General features: G+C 56.8%; 2 rRNA genes (1 of these 2 running past the window's edge). Both read right to left on the minus strand.

From position 1 onward, the window contains the following. Positions 1–117: ribosomal RNA gene (rrf, locus tag ACQKIP_RS38155) — 5S ribosomal RNA — on the minus strand. A gap of 88 nt (positions 118–205) precedes the next feature. Further along, a 23S ribosomal RNA gene (locus ACQKIP_RS38160) occupies positions 206–2,681 on the minus strand; it runs 728 nt beyond the window's last position.

The raw sequence follows: 2,681 nt of genomic DNA on the forward strand, positions 1-2,681 counted from the left end.
GTTCGGCGGCGTCCTACTCTCCCACAGGGTCCCCCCTGCAGTACCATCGGCGCTGTGAGGCTTAGCTTCCGGGTTCGGAATGTAACCGGGCGTTTCCCTCACGCTATGACCACCGAAACACTATGAAACTGTCAACCGCACCGCATGTGTGACCCATGCGGGGTTGTTCGTGGTTTCAGAACCAACACAGTGGACGCGAGCAACTGAGGACAAGCCCTCGGCCTATTAGTACCAGTCACCTCCACCCGTTACCGGGCTTCCAGATCTGGCCTATCAACCCAGTCGTCTACTGGGAGCCTTAACCCCTCAAAGGGGGTGGGAATACTCATCTCGAAGCAGGCTTCCCGCTTAGATGCTTTCAGCGGTTATCCTTTCCGAACGTAGCCAACCAGCCATGCCCTTGGCAGGACAACTGGCACACCAGAGGTTCGTCCGTCCCGGTCCTCTCGTACTAGGGACAGCCCTTCTCAATATTCCTACGCGCACAGCGGATAGGGACCGAACTGTCTCACGACGTTCTAAACCCAGCTCGCGTACCGCTTTAATGGGCGAACAGCCCAACCCTTGGGACCGACTCCAGCCCCAGGATGCGACGAGCCGACATCGAGGTGCCAAACCATCCCGTCGATATGGACTCTTGGGGAAGATCAGCCTGTTATCCCCGGGGTACCTTTTATCCGTTGAGCGACGGCGCTTCCACAAGCCACCGCCGGATCACTAGTCCCGACTTTCGTCCCTGCTCGACCCGTCGGTCTCACAGTCAAGCTCCCTTGTGCACTTACACTCAACACCTGATTACCAACCAGGCTGAGGGAACCTTTGGGCGCCTCCGTTACTCTTTGGGAGGCAACCGCCCCAGTTAAACTACCCATCAGACACTGTCCCTGATCCGGATCACGGACCCAGGTTAGACATCCAGCACGACCAGAGTGGTATTTCAACGTTGACTCCACGAACACTGGCGTGCCCGCTTCAAAGTCTCCCACCTATCCTACACAAGCCGAACCGAACACCAATATCAAACTGTAGTAAAGGTCCCGGGGTCTTTCCGTCCTGCTGCGCGAAACGAGCATCTTTACTCGTAGTGCAATTTCACCGGGCCTATGGTTGAGACAGTCGAGAAGTCGTTACGCCATTCGTGCAGGTCGGAACTTACCCGACAAGGAATTTCGCTACCTTAGGATGGTTATAGTTACCACCGCCGTTTACTGGCGCTTAAGTTCTCAGCTTCGCACGCCCGAAAGCGCACTAACCGGTCCCCTTAACGTTCCAGCACCGGGCAGGCGTCAGTCCGTATACATCGCCTTACGGCTTCGCACGGACCTGTGTTTTTAGTAAACAGTCGCTTCTCGCTGGTCTCTGCGGCCACCCCCAGCTCAGAGTGCAAGACTCATCACCGGTGATGGCCCCCCTTCTCCCGAAGTTACGGGGGCATTTTGCCGAGTTCCTTAACCATAGTTCACCCGAACGCCTCGGTATTCTCTACCTGACCACCTGAGTCGGTTTAGGGTACGGGCCGCCATGAAACTCGCTAGAGGCTTTTCTCGACAGCATAGGATCATCCACTTCACCACAATCGGCTCGGCATCAGGTCTCAGGCACAAGTGTGACGGATTTACCTATCACACGGCCTACACCCTTACCCCGGGACAACCACCGCCCGGGCTGGACTACCTTCCTGCGTCACCCCATCACTCACCTACTACCACCTTGGGTCGGCGGCTCCACCACTTCCCTTTGCCCGAAGGCTCCGGGACGGCTTCACGGCCTTAGCATTAATGGGCTCGATGTTTGACGCTTCACAGCGGGTACCGGAATATCAACCGGTTATCCATCGACTACGCCTGTCGGCCTCGCCTTAGGTCCCGACTTACCCTGGGCAGATCAGCTTGACCCAGGAACCCTTAGTCAATCGGCGCACACGTTTCTCACGTATGTATCGCTACTCATGCCTGCATTCTCACTCGTGAACCGTCCACCACTAGCTTCCGCTGCAGCTTCACCCGGCACACGACGCTCCCCTACCCATCACAGCACCCGTTGGGGCTTAATACTGCAATGACACGACTTCGGCGGTACGCTTGAGCCCCGCTACATTGTCGGCGCGGAATCACTTGACCAGTGAGCTATTACGCACTCTTTCAAGGGTGGCTGCTTCTAAGCCAACCTCCTGGTTGTCTCTGCGACTCCACATCCTTTCCCACTTAGCGTACGCTTAGGGGCCTTAGTCGATGCTCTGGGCTGTTTCCCTCTCGACCATGGAGCTTATCCCCCACAGTCTCACTGCCGTGCTCTCACTTACCGGCATTCGGAGTTTGGCTAAGGTCAGTAACCCGGTAGGGCCCATCGCCTATCCAGTGCTCTACCTCCGGCAAGAAACACACGACGCTGCACCTAAATGCATTTCGGGGAGAACCAGCTATCACGGAGTTTGATTGGCCTTTCACCCCTAACCACAGGTCATCCCCCAGGTTTTCAACCCTGGTGGGTTCGGTCCTCCACGACCTCTTACAGCCGCTTCAACCTGCCCATGGCTAGATCACTCCGCTTCGGGTCTTGAGCGCGCTACTGAATCGCCCTGTTCGGACTCGCTTTCGCTACGGCTTCCCCACACGGGTTAACCTCGCAACGCACCGCAAACTCGCAGGCTCATTCTTCAAAAGGCACGCAGTCACGACGTA

Origin of the sequence: Streptomyces sp. NPDC059900 (assembly GCF_050270335.1) — a bacterium.
Lineage (GTDB): Bacteria > Actinomycetota > Actinomycetes > Streptomycetales > Streptomycetaceae > Streptomyces.